The organism is Mycobacterium sp. M23085 (genome assembly GCF_045343915.1).
Classification (GTDB): Bacteria; Actinomycetota; Actinomycetes; order Mycobacteriales; family Mycobacteriaceae; genus Mycobacterium.
Genome location: NZ_CP174280.1, coordinates 3,955,604 through 3,976,766, shown reverse-complemented (window position 1 = coordinate 3,976,766; position 21,163 = coordinate 3,955,604). Strand labels below are relative to the sequence as shown.

The 21,163-nt window shown below is 66.8% G+C and carries 21 protein-coding genes and 1 pseudogene; 7 read left to right on the top strand and 15 right to left on the bottom strand.

The genetic code is table 11. From position 1 onward, the window contains the following. Positions 1 to 5 precede the first annotated feature (5 nt). From ACIUM1_RS18720 to ACIUM1_RS18710, 3 genes are read right to left on the bottom strand one after another with little or no spacing between them, the layout of a single operon-like run. Entirely contained in the window at positions 6 to 923 is a 918-nt protein-coding gene (locus tag ACIUM1_RS18720) for a 3-carboxyethylcatechol 2,3-dioxygenase (RefSeq protein WP_406814105.1), read from the bottom strand. Continuing rightward, positions 871 to 2,595 carry a bifunctional 3-(3-hydroxy-phenyl)propionate/3-hydroxycinnamic acid hydroxylase gene (locus ACIUM1_RS18715; protein ID WP_406814104.1) on the bottom strand — a complete coding sequence of 575 codons (1,725 nt, stop codon included), beginning with the start codon at positions 2,593 to 2,595 and terminating at the stop codon, positions 871 to 873. Before ACIUM1_RS18715 ends, ACIUM1_RS18720 begins: the two co-directional genes overlap by 53 nt. Then, entirely contained in the window at positions 2,595 to 3,458 is an 864-nt protein-coding gene (locus tag ACIUM1_RS18710) for an alpha/beta fold hydrolase (protein WP_406814103.1), read from the bottom strand. Before ACIUM1_RS18710 ends, ACIUM1_RS18715 begins: the two co-directional genes overlap by 1 nt. Before the next feature lie 126 nt (positions 3,459 to 3,584). Between ACIUM1_RS18710 and ACIUM1_RS18705 the strand changes: the two genes are divergently transcribed. Both ACIUM1_RS18705 and ACIUM1_RS18700 read left to right on the top strand, forming a co-directional pair. Then, positions 3,585 to 4,262, top strand: a complete 678-nt coding sequence (locus ACIUM1_RS18705; protein ID WP_406814102.1) for an IclR family transcriptional regulator — start codon at positions 3,585 to 3,587, stop codon at positions 4,260 to 4,262. Between the two features lie 14 nt (positions 4,263 to 4,276). Next, on the top strand, positions 4,277 to 5,893 hold the full coding sequence (locus ACIUM1_RS18700; RefSeq protein ID WP_406814101.1) for an FAD-dependent oxidoreductase: 1,617 nt from the start codon (positions 4,277 to 4,279) through the stop codon (positions 5,891 to 5,893). 100 nt (positions 5,894 to 5,993) lie between these two features. On the opposite strand, the gene ACIUM1_RS18695 is transcribed toward ACIUM1_RS18700, so the two are convergent. Next, the gene (locus ACIUM1_RS18695; protein ID WP_406814100.1) at positions 5,994 to 7,214 is read right to left on the bottom strand and encodes an ATP-binding protein; all 1,221 of its coding nucleotides are present in this window, start codon (positions 7,212 to 7,214) and stop codon (positions 5,994 to 5,996) included. A gap of 113 nt (positions 7,215 to 7,327) precedes the next feature. Between ACIUM1_RS18695 and ACIUM1_RS18690 the strand changes: the two genes are divergently transcribed. Then, positions 7,328 to 7,981 carry a response regulator gene (locus ACIUM1_RS18690; RefSeq protein WP_406814099.1) on the top strand — a complete coding sequence of 218 codons (654 nt, stop codon included), beginning with the start codon at positions 7,328 to 7,330 and terminating at the stop codon, positions 7,979 to 7,981. Here the strand turns inward: ACIUM1_RS18690 and ACIUM1_RS18685 are convergent. The 4 genes from ACIUM1_RS18685 to ACIUM1_RS18670 form a co-directional block, all read right to left on the bottom strand. Beyond that, the gene (locus tag ACIUM1_RS18685; protein WP_406814098.1) at positions 7,974 to 8,867 is read right to left on the bottom strand and encodes a thiamine pyrophosphate-dependent enzyme; all 894 of its coding nucleotides are present in this window, start codon (positions 8,865 to 8,867) and stop codon (positions 7,974 to 7,976) included. The genes ACIUM1_RS18690 and ACIUM1_RS18685 overlap by 8 nt on opposite strands. A gap of 146 nt (positions 8,868 to 9,013) precedes the next feature. After that, the gene (gene meaB / locus ACIUM1_RS18680; RefSeq protein ID WP_406814097.1) at positions 9,014 to 9,898 is read right to left on the bottom strand and encodes a methylmalonyl Co-A mutase-associated GTPase MeaB; all 885 of its coding nucleotides are present in this window, start codon (positions 9,896 to 9,898) and stop codon (positions 9,014 to 9,016) included. 7 nt (positions 9,899 to 9,905) lie between these two features. Next, positions 9,906 to 11,045, bottom strand: coding sequence for a thiolase family protein (locus ACIUM1_RS18675; protein ID WP_406814096.1), 1,140 nt, complete (start codon positions 11,043 to 11,045; stop codon positions 9,906 to 9,908). A gap of 136 nt (positions 11,046 to 11,181) precedes the next feature. Continuing rightward, entirely contained in the window at positions 11,182 to 11,700 is a 519-nt protein-coding gene (locus ACIUM1_RS18670) for a phenolic acid decarboxylase (RefSeq protein WP_406814095.1), read from the bottom strand. A 201-nt stretch (positions 11,701 to 11,901) separates the two neighbouring features. On the opposite strand from ACIUM1_RS18670, the gene ACIUM1_RS18665 reads away from it, so the two are divergent. Then, the gene (locus ACIUM1_RS18665; RefSeq protein WP_406814094.1) at positions 11,902 to 12,768 is read left to right on the top strand and encodes a proline iminopeptidase-family hydrolase; all 867 of its coding nucleotides are present in this window, start codon (positions 11,902 to 11,904) and stop codon (positions 12,766 to 12,768) included. A 21-nt stretch (positions 12,769 to 12,789) separates the two neighbouring features. Here ACIUM1_RS18665 and ACIUM1_RS18660 read toward each other — a convergent pair whose 3' ends face one another. From ACIUM1_RS18660 to ACIUM1_RS18640, 5 genes are read right to left on the bottom strand one after another with little or no spacing between them, the layout of a single operon-like run. Beyond that, on the bottom strand, positions 12,790 to 13,560 hold the full coding sequence (locus ACIUM1_RS18660) for an enoyl-CoA hydratase/isomerase family protein (protein ID WP_406814093.1): 771 nt from the start codon (positions 13,558 to 13,560) through the stop codon (positions 12,790 to 12,792). Position 13,561: 1 nt separating this feature from the next. Continuing rightward, positions 13,562 to 13,831: a hypothetical protein gene (locus ACIUM1_RS18655; RefSeq protein ID WP_406814092.1), complete on the bottom strand. Its 270-nt coding sequence runs from the start codon at positions 13,829 to 13,831 to the stop codon at positions 13,562 to 13,564. 29 nt (positions 13,832 to 13,860) lie between these two features. Further along, the gene (locus ACIUM1_RS18650) at positions 13,861 to 14,943 is read right to left on the bottom strand and encodes an acyl-CoA dehydrogenase family protein (protein ID WP_406814091.1); all 1,083 of its coding nucleotides are present in this window, start codon (positions 14,941 to 14,943) and stop codon (positions 13,861 to 13,863) included. Continuing rightward, positions 14,930 to 15,835, bottom strand: a complete 906-nt coding sequence (locus ACIUM1_RS18645; RefSeq protein ID WP_406814090.1) for an acyl-CoA dehydrogenase family protein — start codon at positions 15,833 to 15,835, stop codon at positions 14,930 to 14,932. The genes ACIUM1_RS18650 and ACIUM1_RS18645 overlap by 14 nt, the downstream gene beginning before the upstream one ends. Further along, entirely contained in the window at positions 15,813 to 17,216 is a 1,404-nt protein-coding gene (locus tag ACIUM1_RS18640) for a class I adenylate-forming enzyme family protein (RefSeq protein WP_406814089.1), read from the bottom strand. Before ACIUM1_RS18640 ends, ACIUM1_RS18645 begins: the two co-directional genes overlap by 23 nt. 126 nt (positions 17,217 to 17,342) lie before the next feature. On the opposite strand from ACIUM1_RS18640, the gene ACIUM1_RS18635 reads away from it, so the two are divergent. The 3 genes and pseudogenes from ACIUM1_RS18635 to ACIUM1_RS18625 all read left to right on the top strand — a co-directional run bounded on the left by ACIUM1_RS18635 (position 17,343) and on the right by ACIUM1_RS18625 (position 19,325). Continuing rightward, positions 17,343 to 17,681 carry a 2Fe-2S iron-sulfur cluster-binding protein gene (locus tag ACIUM1_RS18635; protein WP_406814088.1) on the top strand — a complete coding sequence of 113 codons (339 nt, stop codon included), beginning with the start codon at positions 17,343 to 17,345 and terminating at the stop codon, positions 17,679 to 17,681. A 20-nt stretch (positions 17,682 to 17,701) separates the two neighbouring features. Further along, positions 17,702 to 18,058 carry a hypothetical protein gene (locus tag ACIUM1_RS18630; protein ID WP_406814087.1) on the top strand — a complete coding sequence of 119 codons (357 nt, stop codon included), beginning with the start codon at positions 17,702 to 17,704 and terminating at the stop codon, positions 18,056 to 18,058. Continuing rightward, positions 18,058 to 19,325 (top strand): annotated as a pseudogene (locus tag ACIUM1_RS18625) (amidohydrolase family protein). Before ACIUM1_RS18630 ends, ACIUM1_RS18625 begins: the two are co-directional and overlap by 1 nt. A 16-nt stretch (positions 19,326 to 19,341) precedes the next feature. On the opposite strand, the gene ACIUM1_RS18620 reads toward ACIUM1_RS18625, so the two are convergent. Beyond that, positions 19,342 to 20,229, bottom strand: a complete 888-nt coding sequence (locus ACIUM1_RS18620; RefSeq protein WP_406817741.1) for an LLM class flavin-dependent oxidoreductase — start codon at positions 20,227 to 20,229, stop codon at positions 19,342 to 19,344. A gap of 20 nt (positions 20,230 to 20,249) precedes the next feature. Continuing rightward, entirely contained in the window at positions 20,250 to 21,140 is an 891-nt protein-coding gene (locus ACIUM1_RS18615; RefSeq protein ID WP_406814086.1) for an SDR family oxidoreductase, read from the bottom strand. Between the last annotated feature and the right edge of the window lie 23 nt (positions 21,141 to 21,163).

Here is a 21,163-nt window from a genome sequence, read left to right as displayed (position 1 = left end):
CGTCGTCATTTCGGCAGCGCCGTTCTGATGGCGAAACCGGCGATCAGCTCCGGTGCGGGCTGGTAGTATCGCCCGGTGGTTTTGTAGGGCCCCACCGCTTGCAGTGCCGCGAATGCCGCTACCCAGGTGCGGATCTCGTGTGCGGAGCTGCCGCCCTCATGGGAGACAAACGAATTCGACCACCCGTCCAATTCGCTCAGCCGTCCTCCGTCGATGATTTCCAGGAATCGGTGATCCCACGTCGGGTTCAGCGCCTGCAGCTCGCTGTCGCCGGCGGCGAAGCTTTTGGCCGCGTCGATGACCGCGTCCTGCCGGGCCTGCCGCTGCTCGGGTGTCATCGGCCGGCCATGCACGATCCGCTCCAGTACCGGCGCAGCCGCGGTCGCCAGGGTAGGTACCGGCGGGCTGTGCGAAAGCCCACCGGACCCCAGCAGCAGAACCCGCTTGTCCAGGGTGGCCAGATAGCCGCCGACGGCCCTGCCGAGCGCGCGGCAGCGATGCATCGGGCCCAATGGCACGCCGATGGCGTTGACGAAGATCGGTATCACCTGGCGCGCGGTGGCGTCACCGAAAAGCTTTTCCAGCGGCTGGACCGTGCCGTGGTCGACGTCCATGCTGGCCGAGATCGCGATGTCTACGCCCGCGTCGAGGACCGCCTTCGCGCAGTCGGTCGCAAGCGCTTCCGGCACATTCAGCGGGCCGGCATGGGTGCCGTAGTCGCCCACTCCGCGGGCGCTGGTGCCGATGCAGAAGGGCGGCATCACCTTGTAGAAGAAGCCGTTGTAGTGATCCGGCGAAAAGCTGACGACCAGTTCGGGGTCGTACTCTTCGACGAAACCTCGCGCCTTGGTGATCGCGCCTTCGATGTCGTCAAGCAGATCCCGCGACGGCCCCGGAAGATTCAGGAGCGGGCTGTGCGACATACAGCACAGAGCCAGTGCCACTTTGCAGATCACCCCCTTGCGGCGTGAGCGTGAGTGCGTCAAGGAGCGCGGCGCTCAGGTCGGGTGCGCGCTGAGCGATGCAGGCACCCGCGATGCACCGGTCGGGGCGCAGGAACAGCACCGAGTCGCAGTGGGTATCGAACCAGGATTTGAGGTCACCGTGCCGATCGCCGACGACCACAACATCAGGGTCGTCGTGTCCGGTCCAGTGCAGCTGAGTTACCGGGCGCAACGCAAAAAACTTGGCGCCCAATGCTTTCCAGTTTGCGAACGCTGCATCGCCGAGAATTTTGCGGGGGTTGTTGTTCCAGCAGAGCACGGCGAACCAGGTACCGAGCACGTCGTCGAGCAATACGTTCTGCTGGTCTCGGGTGTCCACACGTGGCTGGATGAACAGCGTTCCCACCGGCGAATCGGTGCGGCCCGGCGCGGCGTGCACGACAGCGCCGTGCTCGTAGCGCGGCATCGGCTTGAACCGCATTTCCAGCACGTACCGCTTGAGCGACGGCACAATTGACGCCGAGCGCACCAGGAGATCCCGCGCGGTCGCCAGCCGGCGATTGGTCGGCGAGATCACCCGGCCCACCATGGTGGACAGGTCGATCATCGCGCGGGCGTGCTTGCGGCGCTCCACGTCATAGGTGTCCAGCAGCTTGTCGTCGGCCCGGCCGCTCACCACCGCGGCGAGCTTCCAGCCCAGGTTCGCCGCGTCACGGATGCCGCTGTTGTACCCCTGCCCCTGCCACACCGGCATCAGGTGGGCGGCGTCGCCGGCCAGCAGCAGCCGGCCGCGGCGGAACGCGCCGGCGATCCGCGAATGATGGGTATACACCCGGCGCCGGATCACGTCGACCCGGTCGGGGTGGGGCACCATGCGGGCCAGCATCTGGGTCAGGAAGGCGGGATCTTCGGCCTGCTCATCGGTCTCGTCGGCGTGAATCATGAACTCGAACCGGCGAATTCCGTGAGCGATCGAGATCGAGGCGTACGGGCGTTCGGGGTCGGCGCCGACCTCACTGTTCGGGTGCCCGAGCGGGTCGTTGGCGATGTCAACCACCAGCCACCGGGTCGACGACGTCGTCCCGTCGAACGACACGCCCATCACCCGGCGGGTCATGCTGCGGCCGCCGTCGCACCCGACCACATAGCGTGCCCGCACCCGTGCGGCGTCACCGTCGTTGTCGGCGACCCCACCGAGTTCGACGGTCACCCCGTCGCCGCCTTCACGGCACGCCGTCATCGGCCGTCCCCACCACACCTGGACGTGCTCGAATCGGTCCAGCCCAGCCAGCAGTTCGGCGTCGACGAGTGGTTGCACAAACCCGTTTCGTTTCGGCCACCCGAAACGCGCGTCCGGTGGGGCCATTTCGGCGAGCACTCGGCGCTTGGCGTCGACGAAGCGCAGGATCTGGTTGGGCACGGTGTGCGGTAGCACGCGGTCGGCAAGCCCGATCGACTGGAAGGTGCGCAGCGCTTCGTCGTCCAGGCCGACGCCGCGGGGGTAGTCGATGAGGTTGTCCCGCTCGTCGACCACCACCGTGCGGATGCCTTGCAGGCCAAGGATGTTGGCCAGGGTCAGGCCGACCGGGCCCGCGCCCACCACGAGCACGTCGGTCTCGATGTCAGGTACCTGCTGCCCCGGTGCGACCATCACCGGCCCAGCAGGAAGTCGAGGTGCAACTGGTTGAAGGTCTTGGCGTCTTCGTATTGCGGCCAATGACCGCAGCCGGGCATCACCTCGAAGCGCGCGCCCGGAATCATCGAGGCCATGCGACGTCCCTCCGTCACGTCGGCGGTGGGGTCGTCACTGGTCCACAGCACCAGCGTCGGGGCGATGATCGACCCGTAGTCGTCCGGGCCCAGGATGTTGCGAGCGCGGATCTCCGGATCCTGCAACGCCATGATGTCGCTCATCGCGGAGACGAATCCCGGTTGGCGATATACCCGTTGGCGGCTGGCAACCAGATCGTCGTAACCCTTCGACTTGTCTGCCATCAGCCATTTGATGCGCGCTTGCACCGTTTCCCAGGTCGGGTCCTCGGCGGCCGCCATCGACAAGGTGATGATCCGTTGCATCACCACGGGATCGGCCTGCGAACCGCCGGCGGTGTTGAGCACCAGCCGCTCAACCACATCGGGATGGTCGATCGCGGTGCGGGCGGCCACCCAGCCGCCGAGCGATTCGCCGCTGAGGTAGGCGCGGTCCGCGCCGATGGTGCGCAGCACCGCCATCAGATGCTCGACGTAATGGGCGATTTCCAGTGGATGACCGGGCTTGTCGGTGTACCCGTGGCCCAGCATGTCGATCGACCAGGTCCAGAAATGCTCGGCGTGCGCGCCGAGGTTACGCACGTAAGCCTCGGCGTGGCCGCCGGATCCGTGCAGCAGCACCAGCACCGGCTTGCCCGGATCACCGGCGCGCAGGTACCGGGTCCGTATTCCTCCGGCGTTCAGGTAGCCCTGCTCAAACGCGACGCCCTGGAGATCGCTCCAGATGCTCTCGAACTCCGCCACGGTGCTGTCCGGCCTCCAAATCGGGAAAATCTCGTTCTCGTTTTCGACCTATGTTGTGTGCTAATATCGCACAGTCATGTGCGTTATATATAGAGCTTCGCTCTCGCGGCAAGGTCTGTCAAGGCTGTGACGGGGTCCGGTACCGGTTCACAGACGCTGGCCAGGGGCCTGACCGCGTTACAGATGGTGGCCGACTCACCCGCTGGGCTGACGGTGCAACAGCTCGCCGACCAGGTGGGAGTGCACCGCACCATCGCGTATCGATTGCTGACGACGTTGGCCGAATTCCGGCTGGTGGCCAAGGGGGAGGACGGCCGGTACCGGCCGGCAGCGGGCCTGGCCGTGCTCGGCGCTTCCTTCGATCGCAACGTGCGCCAGGTCAGCCTGCCGACGCTGCGCGCGCTGGCCGACGAGCTCGGCACGACCGTGTCCCTGCTCATCGCAGAAGGCGACCAGCAGGTGGCGATCGCGGTGATCGTGCCCAGCCATGTCGCCTACCAGCTGTCGTTCCACGAAGGCAGCCGATACCCGCTGGATCGCGGCGCGGCCGGGATCGCCTTGCTCGCGTGCATGCCGCCGCGCCCGGGCGAACGCGAGCTGGTTTCGCGTGCGCGCGAACGTGGTTGGGTGACGACCTACGGTGAGATCGAACCGAATACCTACGGCCTGGCCGTCGGGGTTCACCGCCCGGCGCCGTCCCCGCCGACCTGCATCAACGTCATCTCACACCGAGAAGACATGGTGATGCGCGGCAAAGATGCGGTCATCAAGGCCGCCAAGCAGTTGTCGGAGCTACTGAGCTGAAGGGACACCAGTCCATGGCATGGGACCACGAAGTCGACGTCGTCGTGCTCGGCAGTGGCGGCGCCGGCCTCACCGCCGCGCTGACCGCGGCCGTCACGGGCGCCTCGGTGGAGGTCTACGAAAAAGCCGCGACCGTCGGCGGGACAACCGCCGTGTCCGGTGGCATCGTGTGGATCCCCGCCCATAACCGTTCTCCCGAAGGGGAATTGACAACCGCAGACGCGTTGCAGTACCTGCGGGCCCAGTCGCTCGGTTCGATGGACGACGAGTTGGTCGAGACGTTCGTGCGCACCGGCCCGACGATGCTCGACTTCATCGAGGCACACAGCGGTCTTCAGTTCGAGATCGCGACCGGCTTTCCCGACTACCGTCCCGAGTTACCGGGAGGGCGGCCGGCCGGTGGCAGGTCGCTGAGCGCGGCCCCTTTCGATCTTGCTCAACTCGGCGAATGGGCTACGCGGATCACGTCTTTCCCGGCCGACTGGTCCAACGTCGGTTTTGATGCCGAGACCAGGGCGCGCCTGCACGCCGCGATCGACGAACGAACCAGCCATCTGTGTGTGGCGGGCACCGCGCTGATCGCCGGGCTGCTCAAAGGCCTGCTGGATGCCGGCGTCACCCCGCATACCGGCACCCGGGCAGAGCGACTCATCGCCGAAAACGGAGAAGTCACCGGGGTGCGCCTCGCCCTGGTTGACCGGACGATCAGTGTTCGTGCCCGGCACGGGGTCATCCTGGGAACCGGCGGCTTCGAGTGGGATTCGGCTCGGACACAAGCCTTTCTGCGCGGGCCCATGCACGGGGCGGTGTCACCGCCCAACAACACCGGTGACGGTCTGCGCATGGCGATGGAGCACGGCGCCGACCTGGCCAACATGGGTGAAGCGTGGTGGGTGCCGATCGTGCAGATCCCGGGCGACACCATCGAGGGCAGGCCGCGCAGCCGCAGCGTGCGGCTGGAGAGAACGCGGCCGCGCAGCATCATCGTCAACTCGGCCGGCCGGCGCTTCGTCAACGAGGCGTGCGATTACAACTCGATGGCGGGCGCCTTCCATTACCTGGATCCTCGCGGCGGCTACGTCAACGATCGCGGATGGATGGTGTTCGATTCGATTCACCTGCAGCGGTATGGATTTCTTGGTGTCGAACCGGGACAACCCGTCCCGGACTGGTTCTGCGAGTCGGCCGACCTCACCGAGTTGGCCGCCAAGACCGGTATCGACCCCGACGGCCTGACCCGCACCGTCGAAAATTGGAACCGCCATGTGGCCGCCGGCGCGGATCCCGACTTCGGCCGGGGGTCCAGTGCCTACGACGGTTACTGGGGTGACGACAGTGCGACCACACCGGCCGGTAAGACGCTGGGCCCGATCGACACCGCGCCGTTCTACGCGGTGCCGGTGAGCGTCGGTGCGATGGGCACCAAAGGGGGACCGCGCACCGATCACGATGCCCGCGTTCTGCATGTCGGCGGCGAGCCGATACCGGGTCTGTTCGCGGCGGGCAATGCGATGGGCGGCGTGACCGGGCGCGCCTACGGCGGCGCCGGCGGAACCCTCGGCCCGGCAATGGTTTTCGGCTACCGTGCGGGCTACGCGGCCGCCACCGGCAAGTCCGTCGATTTGCAGTAGCCGGGTACGTACTGGCGGAATCGGACGCGCCAGACGCGATGACGGAAACCAGGCCGACGGCACTCCACATGGCTCGTGCAGTCTTCCAACGCGTCGGTCGCTAATTCTTCAACGGCATTTCGACGCAGACATGGGTGCCCACCGCGGCGTCGAGAAACGTCAAGGCTCCCCCGGCGGCCTCCACGCGGGCGCGGTGCGACGCCAGGCCGATGTGTCCCTCCGCCAGGCGGCGCGCCACCGTCTCCTGGCTGACGCCCACGCCATCGTCGAGCACGTGCAAGACGCAGGTCTGGTCGCTGATCCCGAGCATGACCGTCGCATGCCGGGCCGCAGCATGCCGCACGACATTGGACAACAACTCACGCACCACGCCGAACACGACGGGATCGATGTCGCTGCGCGCCGAATAATCGATGTCGGTGGTGACGTCGATGCCGCTACGACGTGCGGTGAACTCCGCGAGTTGCTGCACCGCGGCGCCCAGCCCGACCTGCTCGAGAACCGCCGGATGTAGCTCGAAAGTGGCCTGCCGCAGTCGTTCCGAGGCCAGCTGCAGCCCGGCCAACGCCCGGCCGACGCGCTGGTCACCGTCGAACTCCGCATCCAATTCGACGAGCTCTTGGCGCACCGCCAGGATGTCCTGCAGGGGTCCGTCGTGAATGAATTCCGAGATCCGGCGCGCCGCCTCATCCGAGGCGTTCATCGTTTGGGCCAGCAGTTCCTCTCGCAGGGCGCTCAGTCCGGCCACCGAACGGGTATGCCGCTCCTCGATGCGGACCACCAGGAAGGCCGCGCAACACAGAAATGCATAGAGCAGGAACCGAAATCCCGCCTCTGGCAACCGGACCGCGCTCGACATCACCGGATCTTGCAGCACGGCAATGGCGAACCCGAGCATTGAGAAGATCAGCACCACCGCCGCCCGGCGCGACGAGACGTCAAGTCCCAACAGCACCGGCAACATCGCCATGATCAGCAGCGGATATATCCCATTGGTGGACAACAGCTGGAAGACGGTCAACGCGATGATGTCGATGACGGTGAACGCGAAGGGCTCGAGCCGGCCGATCGCGACCAGCCGTCCCATCCCGAGCCATCGACGGAACGGCGCGAAAGCCAATCCGAAAGCGCAGAGGGCGACCAGTGCGTAGAGCAGGATCAGCACGCTTTCCTGCGGCCACTCCGACCGACTGGTGCCGATGATCATGGCCGCGGCCATGAGGCCGACCACACCGATCCGCAGCACCGAGCCGATGCGGTAGGAGCGCAACTGGTGAACCGTGCGCACCCGTTCCAGTTCTGCGTCACCGGCTACCGACACGCGATAACCGTACTCATCCGCGTCTGCGAGCCCGAAGCAGACTGGAAAATGTTTCATCGTGCCGCCCGGTGAATGCGAACGGCGCTGTCGGGCAAGCCGCTACACTCGTCGCCATGGTCGGCGCGGCTACCCCCGAACTGGTGCGGGTGGTTGTCGGTGACGATCACCCGCTTTTTCGTGAGGGCGTGGTGCGCGCGCTTTCGTCGAGCGGTTCGGTCGACGTCGTCGCTGAGGCGGAAGACGGCTCTGCGGCACTGGAATTGATCAAGTCGCACGTACCGGACGTCGCACTGCTCGACTACCGGATGCCCGGGATGGACGGCGCCCAGGTGGCGGCGGCGGTGCGCACGCAGGGGCTGGCCACCCGGGTGTTGCTGATCTCGGCGCACGACGAGTCGGCGATCGTGTACCAGGCTCTGCAGCAGGGCGCGGCCGGGTTCGTGCTGAAGGATTCGACGCGCAGCGAGATCGTCAAGGCCGTGCTCGAGTGCGCGCAGGGCCGCGACGTGGTGGCGCCCGCGCTCATCGGTGGCCTTGCCGCCGAGATCCGGCAGCGTGCGGAGCCGTCGGCGCCGGTGCTGAGCGCGCGCGAGCGTGAGGTGCTCAATAGGATCGCCCGTGGTCAAAGCATCCCTGCGATCGCGGGTGAGCTCTTTGTGGCCCCGTCGACGGTCAAAACCCATGTGCAACGCCTCTACGAGAAACTCGGCGTCAGCGATCGCGCGTCCGCCGTCGCCGAGGCAATGCGACAAGGCCTGCTCAGCTAGCGGCCGACCAGGGCTTCGAGTCTGGCACGGCCGGATTCCCCTGCGCCCGCGCCAATGCTTTTGCCGAAGCCACCGCCTCAGCCACCAGATGGCGTGCCCCGCTTTCCACCTCGTAGACCCCCTCGCTGCCGGCGGCGACCAGTTGCCGGCGCGCGAAGACCAACGGGTCAACGGCAGCGGGGTGATTCGTGTGGTAGGTGATCGCCTCCACCAGGGCCGGGCCGTCGCCGGCGCTCGCCAGGTACACCGCCTCGGCGACCGCGTCGGCCACCGCGACAACGTCCCTGCCGTCGACCGGAAGCATGGGCATCGCGTCGGTTTGGTATGCGTGCCGGCGGGCGTTGGATGCGCCGCGGATGTTTTCCACGACGAACACCACCGGTAGCCGCCATTGCACGGCGATCTTTGCGGCCGTTGCGAACTCGACCGAGTGCGTGTCGCGGCCACCGATGGCACACACACTGACTTTGCCCTCCCCGGTCAGTCGCTGGGTGTTGGCGTCACCCAGCGCAAACAGGGTCGATTGGCACAGAGCCGTCTCGTTGGCCAGTGAGCGTTTCCAGTCGGCGGCCCCGGCGCCGGCCCGGCGCCTGGGCCCGATCATTTCGGCGATGGCCGGGCCCAGCGGGAGGGCCAGCCCGACCTGCTGAGCGTGCCGGAACTGCGGGGTGGCGGCGTTGACCAGATCGCCCGGCCGCAGCGCCGCGACCGTGCCTGTGGCCACCGCCTCCTGCCCGAATTCCACGCGCGCGCTATCAGCAATCAAACCGTCGACGCGCAGCTCCTCCAAGGCCATGTCGAGCAGTCGCAAAACCCACATTCGGCGATACAGCTCCAACCGGTCGTCACCGACCAGCGCTGACGAAGTCTCGGGTGTGTGAGTCATGTGCGGGATCTCCTACTCGTTGGCTGAGGTGCCGGCGCGTTGGACACAAGCTCAAAGTAGGGCGATTACCCGGCTGGCACCTCCGCCGATCGGGCCGCAATGGTGATGAATGCGGGTGTCCCCCAATCGGGGGACGCCCGCGTCGGTCAGTCCGTCTGCGGCGGCGGTGCGATCAGCTGATCGGCGGCCGTGTAGGGGTCCTGGTCACCGTCGACGACCGCCTCGGCCAGCCGGTGGAGATCGGGACGGGCCCGCAGCCGGGTTTGCGCCAGCGACAGAATCTGCGCTCGGGCGCGGGCCAGCCGGCGGGCACGACTGTCGGTGCGGCGATGGTCCTCGATGGCGGCCATCAGGTCTTCGATGCCCTCACCCCGCGCGGCGACCAGCGAAACGATGGGGGCGCTGGTTTCGGCCCGCAGATCCCGAACGGTCTGTTCAGCACCGTCCCGGTCCGCCTTATTGACCGCCACGATGTCGGCGACTTCCAGCACACCTGCCTTGGCCGCCTGAACCGCGTCCCCCGCGCCGGGGTTGAGAATGACGACGGTCGGGTCGGCGACGGCGGCGATCTCGATCTCGGACTGTCCCACCCCGACCGTCTCCAGCAGGACCACGTCGTAACCGATCGCGCCGAGCAGCCGGATGGCCGCCGGAACCGCCGCCGCCAAGCCGCCCAGATGCCCACGGGTGGCTACCGAACGGATCAGCACGCCGGAGTCGTTGATATGCGCGGCCATTCGGATTCGATCACCAAGCAGCGCACCGCCACTGAACGGGGACGACGGGTCCACCGCCAGCACCGCAACCCGGCAGCCGCGCTCACGGTAGGCGCTGACGAGCGCGGCCACCGTCGTCGACTTCCCCGCGCCTGGCGGTCCGGTGATGCCGACGACCGGACCCATTCCCTGCGGCGGGGGTCCGAGAGCCGCCAAAACCTGGTCGCGCTGCTCGCCCTCGATAAGGCTGAGCAACCGACCGACCGCCCGGGGAGATCCGTTGCGCGCGCGGGCAATCAGATCAGCGATGATCATGTACGCATTATGGAGCCGCGACCTCGATCATCGTCGCCGAGCCCATTCCGCCGCCCGCGCACATCGCCGCGACGCCGATACCACCGCCGCGGCGGCGTAATTCGTGCACCAGGGTGACCAACATGCGGGCTCCGGTTGCCGCGACCGGATGCCCCAGCGAGCAGCCGCTACCGCTGACGTTGACCTTGTCGGGGTCGAGCTCGAGCATCTTGATGGTGGCCACGCACATCGCCGCGAAGGCTTCGTTGATCTCGAACAGGTCCACGTCGGATGTCGAAAGACCAGCCCGCTTAAGGGCTTTCGGGATGGCCTCGACGGGGGCCAAGCCAGTGATCGCCGGGTCGACGCCGACGGACGCCCAGGACCGGATGGTGGCCAGCGCAGGCGACCCCAGCCGATCGCTGGCGATGACCAACGCGGCCGCACCGTCGTTGGCACCGCACGCGTTACCGGCGGTGATCGAAAAGCCCTCGATCTCGGGGTGCAGCGGCTTGAGCGCGGCCAGCTTCTCCATGGTGGTGTCGCGACGCGGGTGCTCGTCGACCGAGAACAGGCCATGCGGCGTCTCGATCGGGACGATCTCCTCCTTGAAGCGGCCCTCGTCGATCGCGGCGACGGCGTTGCGGTGTGACCGCAGCGCCCAAGCGTCCATCTCCTCGCGACTCACGCCGGCCTTGACCGCGGCGTTCCAGCCCACCGTGATCGACATGTCCATGTTCGGCGCGTCGGGCCGGTCCGGGTGGGTCGGGGGGAACCAGTCGATCCACTCGCCGTCCACCTGGATACGGGAGCGCGGCGACGTCGACGCCGCATTCACGCCGCCGGCGATGATCAGCTCGTCCATCCCGGCGCGCACGCTGGCCGCCGCGCTCTGCACAGCCGCCTGGCCTGCAGCGCAGTGCCGGTTGTTGGCCAGACCGGGGACGTGGGACAGCCCGGCCATGATGGCCGCGTGCCGGGCGATCACACCGCCCCCGTAGAGGCCTTCACCCAGGATCACATCGTCGACCTGGGCCGGATCCAGGTCCTTCGCCGCTTCGCTGACGACATGCTGCGCCAGATCGAACGCGCTGGTGTCGCGCAGTGTCCCCTTGCGGGCGGTGCCGATGGGGGTGCGCAGGGCGGACACGATGACAGCTTCAGACACGAGCCTTCTCCAGTTCGACCGGCGGGCGCGGAACGCCGAGAGCCATCCACGCATTCATGAGAATCATATTCTCTCATTGGGAGAGCATGAGTCGCAACAAGCGCGCGTCGGCGGTGACCCAGAGGTGGAAGTGCCGCTAGTTCGTCCGGTCCGACCACCCGGGAGGGAGGTGTTCGGGACCGGTGTCGATGATGCTCTCGTCGTCGACACCGACGTATTCGAACAGGGTGATGTAGGCGAACTCCGGGACTTCGTAAATCGGGTAGGTCGGCCCTTGGTCCCGGTAGGCCCGCATCTCATCCAGGTGTTGGTTCTGGAAGCAGACCGTGCGCTCACCGTGCATCCGGATCCATTGCGGAAAGAAGATGACTCCGTGGACCCGGCGTTTGGCGGGCAGGACATTGACGGCCACGCAGGTGCCCGTGGGTTCGCACCACGATAGTTTGAAACTGTCATCGTCGAGTTGGACGAGGTTGACCTCCTGGCCCTTGACCCAACGTCCCCCGACATGTCCGGAGTGAATACGGTAGTCGATGGTGGTGGCGTTCTTGACGTACATTTCGTACTGCCAACCGTTGGCGTAGGTGTAGATGAAGCGGTGTCCGACGATTCCTGAAAGATCTTGCGCGGGAATCGGATTGTCGACACTCGTCATTGCCGTACCTCCAGGTTAGGCCGCAGTTGCGTCGGCTGCCACGACGGATTGTTGCGCCCGTCGGAGCGGGCGGTTCGCTCACCGCTCCATCGGGAATCCTGCCAGCACCGGCGCTGCTCCGACAGCAGGCTACGAGGCGGCCTGCTGATGGCAGGCGGCGGCAGAACTGCGGAAACCACGCTGATTTGCGATGGTGGGTGAATGACTGAGGGAATCGTCGCGGTCCCGGGCGGCCAGGTCTGGTTCAAGCGGAGCGGTGGCGGCGCGGGGCTTCCCCTGCTCGTCATTCACGGCGGCCCGGGGTTACCGCACAACTACTTGCGGTCGTTGGGGCGGTTGGCTACCGAGCGCGAGGTGATCTTCTGGGACCAGCTCGGTTGCGGAAACTCCAAGTGCCCGCCCAACCGCGACCTTTGGACGATGGACCGCTCGGTGGCCGAGGTGGATGCCGTGGTGCGAGGCCTGGGATTGGATCGCTTCCACCTCTTCGGCAACTCCTGGGGTGGGATGTTGGCCCAGCAGTACATGCTCGACACGGCGCCCGCCGGCGCCGCCAGCCTGACCATTTCCAACAGCATCGCATCCATCCCGGAATTCGCGAACATGGTGGCGGGCTTGAAGTCCGAGCTTGATCTGGCCACCCAAGCCGCCATCGACCGGCACGAGGCCGCCGGCAGCACGCACGCGCCGGAGTATCAGGCCGCCATCCGGACCTGGAACGAGACCTACCTGTGCCGCGTGCGCCCCTGGCCGCGCGAGCTCGAGGATGCCTTCCGCAACATGGGCGCCGAAGTCTTCGAAACCATGTTCGGCCCCAGCGACTTTCACATCGTCGGGACGATCCGGAACTGGGATGTGGTCGACCGGCTCCACGAGATCGCCGTGCCGACACTGGTGCTCGCGGGCAAGTACGACGAATGTGTGCCCGAACATATGTGGGAGATGCACCAGCGGATACCGAACTCGCGGTTCGAGTTGTTCGAGTCCAGCGCTCACATGCCGTTCATCGAGGAGCCGGACAAGTTCGATGCGGTGATGCGTGACTTCCTGCGCCGGCACGACGCCTGAGGCCGTCGGGTAGCAGCACTGTCAGTTTTTCTTGGCTGCGTTGAACTTCGCCACGTTGGCCCGGAAGTCCTCGGTCAGGAACGACTGGCTCTCGGCCGACAGCGCATAGTCCAGACTGGCGAGCACGGCCCGCTCCAGATGAATGTTGAGCACCCGCTTGGTGCTCTCCACCGCCTGCTGGGGCAGCTCCAAAATCTTCTTGGCGCTGGCGATCGCCTCGGCAACCGGATCCTCCGCAATATGATTGGCCAAGCCGAGTTCGACGGCCCGCTGCGCGCTGATGCGGGTGCCGGTGAGGGCGAATTCCTTTGCCAGCAGCAGGCTGATGTGCAGCGGCCAGGTCAGCGGCCCACCGTCGGCGGCCACCAGCCCCACCTGTACGTGCGGGTCGGCCAGATAGGCGCTTTCGGCGATGTAGACGATGTCGCTGAGCGCCACCAGGCTGCAGCCCAGCCCGACGGCGGGGCCGTTGACCGCCGCCACCACCGGAATTCGGCAGCGGGCCATCCCCAGCACGATCTCGCGCCCGTCCCGGATGGTTTTGGCCCGCAGCGCCGCGTCGTTCGCCAGCTCCTCGAGATACGTGAAATCACCGCCGGCCGAAAACGCCCGGCCGGCACCGGTGATCACCGCGGCACGGGCCGTCGGGTCGTCGGTCAGTCGCTGCCACAGCCGCGCGAGTCCGACGTGCAGGTTGTCGTTGACCGAGTTGAGCGAATCCGGCCGATTGAGCGTGATGATGCGCAGGGCACCGTCGGCCTGCACGTCGATTTCGGTAGGCATGTCGTACACGTCAGACTCCTTCGATGGTCGCGATCACTCCTACAACGGTCGTGACCCGCTTCACCCGGGCTTCGCCCGCGTTCGCGATCACTCCTACAACGGTCGTGACCCGCTTCACCCGGGCTTCGCCCGCGTTCGCGATCACTCCTACAACGGTCGTGACCCGCTTCACCCGGGCTTCGCCCGCGTTCGCGATCACTCCTACAACGGTCGTGACCCGCTTCACCCGGGCTTCGCCCGCGTTCGCGATCACTCCTACAACGGTCGTGACCCGCTTCACCCGGGCTTCGCCCGCGTTCGCGATCACTCCTACAACCCCAAGATTCGTGAAGCGATGATGTTCTTCTGTATCTGTGACGTTCCGCCCATCACGCTTTGCGCCCGGCTGTACAGGTAGGCGCTGAGCAGGTCGGGATCGCGCGTTCCCGCGACCGCCAGGGCCGCATGCCCAACGGATTGTTCCACCCACGTCATCAACAGCTTGTCCAGCGATCCTTCCGAGCCGTGTGACACCCCGTCGAGCTGTTCGGACAGCCGCCGCCGCACGTGATGGGTCAGCATGTCCGACTGGACCGCGGCCCACGCCAGCTCCTCGGGTACCTCACCCTCGTTGCGTGACAACAACTCTCGAACGAGCTTGCCGTAGCGGGCCGCGTAGCCGAGCGTGGACGGCTCGCGTTCGTGCCCGACGACCGTCATGGCCACGGCCCAGCCATCGCCGGGAGCTCCGACCATCCGGTCCGCCGGCACGGTGGCGTCATCGAAGAACACCTGACCGAACTCGTTGGTGACGCCGTTGATCATCTGCAGCGGGCGCTGTTGCACACCAGGCTGTTTCATGTCCAGGATGAACGCGGACAGGCCGCGGTGGCGCTTGGCCTCGGGGTCGGTGCGCGCCAGCAACAGACACCGGTCCGCCACGTCGGAGTAGCTGGTCCAGATCTTGTGCCCGTTCACCACGTAGTTGTCGCCTTGGAGGCGAGCGGTGGTGGTCAGCGACGCCAGATCCGAACCGGCGCCCGGTTCGCTGAATCCCTGGCACCAGCGCTCGGTGCCATTGATGATGCCGGGCAGGAAGCGCTTTCGCAGCTCGTCGCTCCCGTGCGCGCCGATCCCGTAGACCAGGTAGCCGACGCTGGGGCGCGGCGGCGCACCGGCCCGCACCAGCTCCTCATCCACGATGACGTCATACACCGGCGCCAGGTCCTGGCCGCCCCACTCGCGTGGCCAGGACAGGCCGAAAAAGCCGTTCTCGTATAGGGCGCGGTGCCAATCGGCCATCCGCACCCAATATTCGTCGCCCGAGCCGGAAAACTCCTTGGCGTGTGCGGCAAGCCATGTGCGCAGCCGGTCCCGGAAGGCGGCTTCGTCGGGTGAGTCACGAAAGTCCAAGGTCGATCTCCTTCAGCGCGACCGGCCACAGCTCGGTCGATGTGAGGGCGCGGCGCAGGTAGACGTGCGCCACGCAGTCCCAGGTGTTGCCGATACCGCCGTGCACCTGGATGGCGGTCTCGCAGACGGTGCGCGTGGCGCGCGCGCAGTAGACCTTTGCGATTTGGGCGGCCCGAATGGCCTCGGCGGGCGCAAGTTCATCGACGGCCCACGCGGCGTGCCGCAACACGCTGATCGAACCTTCAATCAGCGCAAGGCTTTCGGCCAGCAAGTGGGCGATGGCCTGGTACGAGCCGATCTGCTTGCCATATTGTTCACGGATCTTGGCGTAGTCACACGCGACGGCGTGGGCACCCCGCGCGACGCCCACCAGGTCCGCCGTCGTGGCGACCAGTGCGAGGGCCCGCCATTGCCCGGCAACCTCGGCGGACACGTCGCCCAGCCTCTCCGGTGCTCCCCCGAGCGTCGCGTCGGCCCGGGTCAGATCGACGCTCTGCGGCGAGATCCGCACCTCGGCGGCGACGACGGTGCCACCGGACAGCGACAGGGCGCGCGCGGCGCCGCGCGCATCGATCACCCGTTCGTCGACGGCCACCGTCGTCGCCGAGACGTCGGCGCCGACGTGCCGTCCGAGATCGTCGGCGAGCACGGGCCCGAGGAACGGCGTGTCGACCAGTCGACGGCCGAATTCCTCGGCCACGATGGCCACTTCCACACCGGTAGCCCCATCGGAACGCAACGACCGCCAGCCGGTGTTCTCGATCTGCTTGTCCAGCCGGGCAATTCGAGTCTGGTCGTCGAGATCCTGCACCGCCGCCGGCCCCAGATCGTCGGCCAGCTTGGCGGCGGCGTCGCGTAATTGCTGTTGTTCAGCTGTCAGACGTACATCCATAGCGCTCCCTCAGCACTCGGCGTAGCACCTTGCCGGAAGGCAGGCGAGGAATGTCGGGGACGAACACCACCCGGCTCAAACGTTTGTATGACGCCAGTCTTTCGTCCACCATGGCGGTCAGGTGGGCCGCATCGACGGGTGCGGATGTCGCGACGGCGGCGACCACGGCTTCACCGTTGAGGCCGTCGGGAACCCCGAACACCGCGCAGTCTTTGACGGCGGGATGAGCCTGCAACACCGTCTCGATTTCGGCGGGCGCGACCTGGAAGCCGCGCACCTTGATCATCTCTTTGAGGCGGTCGGTGATTCGCAGCCAACCGCCGGTGTCCAGCCAGCCGACATCGCCGGTGCGGTACCACCCGTCGTGGATCACCCCGTCGGTCGCTTCGGCCGGAAGGTATCCGGCCATCAGCGACGCCGAGCGGGCCTGAATCTCACCGACCTCGCCCGGCCCGGCCGGCTCGCTCGTCTCGAGGGAAACGATCCGCAGGTCCACACCGGGCACCGCCCGTCCGACAGTATCCAGCCGCGGACTCTCGATCGGATTGCAGGTTAGGACAGGCAATTCGGTGGTCCCGTAGGCCGGAAGCCAGCGCACTCCGGTGCGCCGGGTCACCGTCTCCGCGACGTGGGCGGTAACCGGTGTGGCCCCCCACATGATGTAACGCAGCGACGACAGGTCGTAGGACTCGAGGTCGGGATGCGAGGCGATGGCCAACGCGATCGGCGCGACCGCCATTTCCACGGTGATGCGGTCACTTTCGATGTGCCGCAGCACCTGGTCGATGTCGAAACGTGGATGCAGCCGCACGCAGACACCGGTCTGCCACGCGGTCAGCAGGTTCAACAATCCGAGAATGTGTGACGGCGGCGTCGCAACCTGGATCCGGTCGTGGCGCGTCAGTTGCAACGCATTGCGCCAGTGCCGCACCGCTTCATCCAGCGACGCGTGGGTGTGCCGCACGGCCTTCGGCAGGCCGGTGGTGCCGGAACTGAACACCAGCGCCGCGTCGTTCGTGGGCGGCGGTGAACCGGCCATCGGCGCCGCGGGCGGGACCGACTCGTCCAGGTGCAGCATCGGCATCAGACCGGCCAGCACCGGGTGGTCCCCGACGGCGTGCCCGGGGTCGGTCAGCCCCAGCGCGTGGTCGACTTCATCGCGCTTCCACGCGGGGCTGATGAGCACCGCGGTGGCGGCCAGTCGCCAGATCGCGAGTACCACGGCGAGGAACTCCGGCCGATTGGAGGCCATGACGGCGACGCGCTGGCCGGCGCGGACACCGTCTTTTGCCAGGGTCGCGGCCCACCCGTCGGCCAACGCGTCGAGTTCGGGCGCGCTGAATCGCCGTTCCTCGAACACGAGCGCCGCCGGCTCGGTCACGTCCCGTCCTTCCCTGACAGACCGGGCTGACCCGACATCCATACAGTATTGAGAAGATGCTATCGCTTCGTGAGAATAGTATTCTCTATACTGAAGAATGCAAATACGGGAGAGGGGGCGGTCGCAGTGACGGTCACCCGGATCATCGAGGAGACCTCACGGGTGACAGATCCGGCAACAAACGGCTCCAGCGCCGGCACGGTGACGATTCATCTCGACCGCAAAAAGGTCTCGGTGCCCATAGTTCCCGGCGAGACTCTGCTGGAGACCGCGCGGCGGGCCGGGCTGGAACCGCCGTTCAGCTGCGAGGCCGGCAACTGCGGTACCTGCATGGCCCGGCTCGAAGAGGGCCATGCCACCATGCGGGTCAACGACGCTCTGGAACCCGACGAGGTCGCCGAGGGCTACATTCTGACGTGCCAGGGCGTTCCGGATACGGACTCGGTCACGGTGCGCTACGAGTAGCAGCCAGAGAGGTGGCGACGATGGCCAAGGGCATCATCCTGGTGGAGAGCCGACCCAGCTCGCCCGAGCGCGAACAGGAGTACAACACCTGGTACGACGAGGTGCACCTGGGTGAACTGGTGGCGCTGGATGGATTCGTATCCGCGCGCCGCCTGCGACCCGTTGCGGCCGACGGACCCTACGTCGCCATTTACGAGATCGAGGGCGACGACCTGCAGGCGATCCTGGACAACATGCTCGCCAATGCCGGGCAGCTGCACATGTCGGACGCGCTGCAACTGGACCCGGCGCCGATTCCACGACTGCTCGAAACCACCACGGAGTACGGCGGCCAACCGAGTTCGGCCCGAGTCGGGACGCCGGAGAGGACTGCTTGATGAATGTCGACGACCTGATCTTGGTGAGCATTGACGACCATGTGGTCGAACCGCCGGACATGTTCCTGCGGCACGTGCCCGCCAAATACAGGGACGAGGCACCCGTCGTCGTCACCGACGACAAGGGCGTGGACCAGTGGATGTACCAGGGCAGGCCGCAGGGCGTGAGCGGCCTCAACGCGGTGGTGTCCTGGCCGGCCGAGGAGTGGGGCCGCGATCCCGCCGGCTTTGCGGAAATGCGCCCCGGCGTCTACGACGTCCACGAACGCGTCCGCGACATGGACCGCAACGGCATCCTCGCGTCGATGTGTTTCCCGACGTTCACCGGCTTTTCGGCCCGGCACCTCAACATGACGCGTGAAGACGTCACCTTGGTGATGGTGTCGGCGTACAACGACTGGCACATCGACGAATGGGCCGGAGCCTACCCGGACCGCTTCATTCCCATCGCCATCCTGCCGACTTGGACCCCCGAGGGTATGTGCGCGGAGATCCGCCGCGTTGCCGCGAAGGGCTGCCGAGCGGTCACCATGCCGGAATTGCCGCACCTGGAAGGACTTCCGAGCTACCACGACGAGAACTACTGGGGTCCGGTGTTCCGCACGCTGTCCGAGGAGAACGTGGTGATGTGTCTGCACATCGGCACCGGCTTCGGGGCGATCAGCATGGCACCCAACGCGCCGATCGACACATGATCATTCTGGCCACCCAGGTCTCGGCGATGTGCGCCCAGGATCTGTTGTGGGGCCCCGCCATGCGGAACTATCCCGATCTGAAATTCGCCTTCTCCGAAGGCGGTATCGGCTGGATTCCGTTCTACCTGGACCGCAGCGACCGCCATTACACCAACCAGAAGTGGCTGCGCCGCGACTTCGGCGACAAACTGCCCAGTGATGTCTTCCGGGAACACTCGCTGGCCTGTTACGTCACCGACAAGACGTCGCTGAAGCTGCGCCACGAGATCGGCATCGACATCATCGCCTGGGAGTGCGACTACCCCCACTCGGACTGCTTCTGGCCGGACGCGCCCGAGCAGGTACTGGCCGAACTCAACGCCGCCGGCGCCGACGACTCCGACATCGACAAGATCACCTGGGGCAACGCCTGCCGGTTCTTCGGCTGGGACCCGTTCGCCCGGACCCCCCGCGAGCAGGCGACCGTCAAAGCGCTGCGCGCCAAGGGAATTGACGTGGACGTGTCGATCCGGTCGCGCGCCGAGTGGGCCCGCCGCTATCAGGAAAAACAGCTGGCGAAGCTCTCCTCTTGACGCCGAACGTGACGGGCTAGCGGGCTGATTCCGCCAACGCCGGAGCCAGCTCTTCGAATTGGTCAATACCGGCGCCGAATTCACCACCAATTGGCGGAAGCAGCACGACATGATCCGCACCCGCCGCCAGATGCTCGCTCACCTTGGCCGCGATGTTCGCCGGATCCCCATGCGCGACAAGCGCATTGACCAGACGATCGGTCACCTCGTCGATGTCACCGACCGAGTACCCCAGCTCCACCAGCCTCGACGCATAAGACGGCGCGCCGAGCCTGGCCGACACCGACTCGCGCGCGGCCTGGCTGCCGCGCGCGAGGGACAGGCCAACGGCCAGGAGCTTGTCCGGTCCGAGCGATCGACGGGCCCGGGCGGTGAACTCGGGAGGCAGCCCGGCGGGAAATGCCCCGTCGGCGAACTTTTCCGCCAGCGCAAGCATTTTCGGGCCGTTGGCGGCGACGACGCGGACATAAGCCGTGTCCGGCGCCGGCGGCCACGTCGGGCCGTCCATTGCCTGCAGATAGTCACGCATGGTGACCACCGGGCTGCCGTATTCGCGGCCGACGCTGGCCGCCTGCTCCGGATAGCCGACGCCTAACCCGAGCACGATTCTGCCCGGATAAGCCTGGGCCAGTTGGGCTGCCGCGGCGTGCATGGTCTGGGCCGGCCGGGCCCAGACGTTGGCGATGCACGTGCCGAAGGTTATCCGGTCGGTGGCGGCCAACAGTAACGCGAGCTGCACCAGGGCGTCCTTGCCGATGACCTCGTTGGTCCACACGGCACGGTATCCGGCGCGTTCCAACCGTCCCACCGCCACGCGTTGCAGGTCGGTGGACGGCGCGCTGGTGAATGAGACGGGCAGGCACACGCCAACCGGCCCAAGCGCCTGGCGTGCCGCGGCGATCACCGAGTCAGTCACGGTTCCGCTCACTCGGCGAAGTAATGGCCGGCGTTGAGATCCTCGAGTAGCCCCGGCCGCTGCGGCCGCCAGTCCAGCACCTTTCGCGTCAGCGCGTTCGACGTCGGGTTGTCCAACGACGCGAACAGCGCGAGGAAGCCGAAGTGACCGGCCTCTTCGGCGGGAATGCTGACGGTCGGCACATCGAGATGCCGGCCGATCACCGCGGCGATGTCGCGGAACGGCACCCCCTCGTCGGCCACCCCGTGCAAACGCGTTCCGGCGGGCGCCTTTTCGAGCGCAAGCCGGTACAGGTGCGCGGCGTCGAGTGTGTGGATGCCCGGCCAACGGTTGGAGCCGTCGCCGATGTAGCCGGACTTGCCGGTCTCGCGGGCGGTGTTGATCAGGTGGTGGGCGAAGCCGTGGTGGTCGAGGTCGCTATGCACCAACGGGGACAGCCGGATGACCGACGACCGCACCCCGCGGTCGGCCAGCGCGATCACCGCATTCTCGGAGTCGACGCGCGGGCCGCCGGGCACCACGTCCTGTTCGGTCGCGAGATCCCGTCCCAACATGGCAAGCAGGAGCGTCCCCGACGTGCTGACAAACGGCCGATCGGAGCCGACAAGCGCCTCCCCCATTGCCGTTACCGCACGCAGATCGGTCTCTGCCGCGCCGGCGAAGTCGTCGAAGTCGTGTTTGAAGGCGAGGTGAATGACGCCGTCGGCCGCCGCCGCCGCATCCCGCAGGCCGTTGAGGTCGTCGAGATCGCCGCGGCGGGGTATTGCTCCCACGGCCCGCAGGGCCGCGGCGCCCGCATCCGACCGCGCCAAACCGGTGACTTGATGTCCAGCGTCGAGGAGTTCGGTGACGACGGCGGAACCGATGTGACCGGTCGCGCCCGTGACGAAAACGTGCATGGAATTTTCCTTCTGGTCGCCTG

Bases quoted from the DNA above. Each gene is read 5' to 3' on its own strand.
- meaB (WP_406814097.1), bottom strand. From the start codon at position 9,898: ATGATCATCGCTGATCTGATTGCCCGCGCGCGCAACGGATCTCCCCGG.
- ACIUM1_RS18615 (WP_406814086.1), bottom strand. From the start codon at position 21,140: ATGCACGTTTTCGTCACGGGCGCGACCGGTCACATCGGTTCCGCCGTC.
- ACIUM1_RS18665 (WP_406814094.1), top strand. From the start codon at position 11,902: ATGACTGAGGGAATCGTCGCGGTCCCGGGCGGCCAGGTCTGGTTCAAG.
- ACIUM1_RS18700 (WP_406814101.1), top strand. From the start codon at position 4,277: ATGGCATGGGACCACGAAGTCGACGTCGTCGTGCTCGGCAGTGGCGGC.
- ACIUM1_RS18670 (WP_406814095.1), bottom strand. From the start codon at position 11,700: ATGACGAGTGTCGACAATCCGATTCCCGCGCAAGATCTTTCAGGAATC.
- ACIUM1_RS18645 (WP_406814090.1), bottom strand. From the start codon at position 15,835: ATGGATGTACGTCTGACAGCTGAACAACAGCAATTACGCGACGCCGCC.
- ACIUM1_RS18720 (WP_406814105.1), bottom strand. From the start codon at position 923: ATGTCGCACAGCCCGCTCCTGAATCTTCCGGGGCCGTCGCGGGATCTG.
- ACIUM1_RS18690 (WP_406814099.1), top strand. From the start codon at position 7,328: ATGGTCGGCGCGGCTACCCCCGAACTGGTGCGGGTGGTTGTCGGTGAC.
- ACIUM1_RS18630 (WP_406814087.1), top strand. From the start codon at position 17,702: ATGGCCAAGGGCATCATCCTGGTGGAGAGCCGACCCAGCTCGCCCGAG.
- ACIUM1_RS18715 (WP_406814104.1), bottom strand. From the start codon at position 2,595: ATGGTCGCACCGGGGCAGCAGGTACCTGACATCGAGACCGACGTGCTC.
- ACIUM1_RS18685 (WP_406814098.1), bottom strand. From the start codon at position 8,867: ATGACTCACACACCCGAGACTTCGTCAGCGCTGGTCGGTGACGACCGG.